The 547-nt window shown below is 53.9% G+C and carries 1 rRNA gene; it reads left to right on the plus strand.

Going from position 1 to position 547, the window contains the following annotated elements:
* Positions 1-547, plus strand: a 23S ribosomal RNA gene (locus Q4519_RS21675); the annotation flags it as partial.

Raw genomic sequence — 547 nt, forward strand, 5'->3', positions numbered from 1 at the left:
CGTGGAGTCAACCTTGAAATACCACCCTTGTAGTGTTGATGTTCTAACCATGGGCCCTGAATCGGGTCTTGGGACACTGTCTGGTGGGTAGTTTGACTGGGGCGGTCTCCTCCCAAAGAGTAACGGAGGAGCACGAAGGTTGGCTAAGTACGGTCGGACATCGTACGGTTAGTGTAATGGTATAAGCCAGCTTAACTGCGAGACAGACACGTCGAGCAGGTACGAAAGTAGGTCATAGTGATCCGGTGGTTCTGAATGGAAGGGCCATCGCTCAACGGATAAAAGGTACTCCGGGGATAACAGGCTGATACCGCCCAAGAGTTCATATCGACGGCGGTGTTTGGCACCTCGATGTCGGCTCATCACATCCTGGGGCTGAAGTCGGTCCCAAGGGTATGGCTGTTCGCCATTTAAAGTGGTACGCGAGCTGGGTTTAGAACGTCGTGAGACAGTTCGGTCCCTATCTGCCGTGGGCGTTTGAGAATTGAGATGGGCTGCTCCTAGTACGAGAGGACCGGAGTGGACGAACCGCTGGTGTTCGGGTTGT

Origin of the sequence: Motilimonas sp. 1_MG-2023 (assembly GCF_030547455.1) — a bacterium.
In the GTDB taxonomy this organism is placed as follows: Bacteria; Pseudomonadota; Gammaproteobacteria; order Enterobacterales; family CBDFNC01; genus Motilimonas.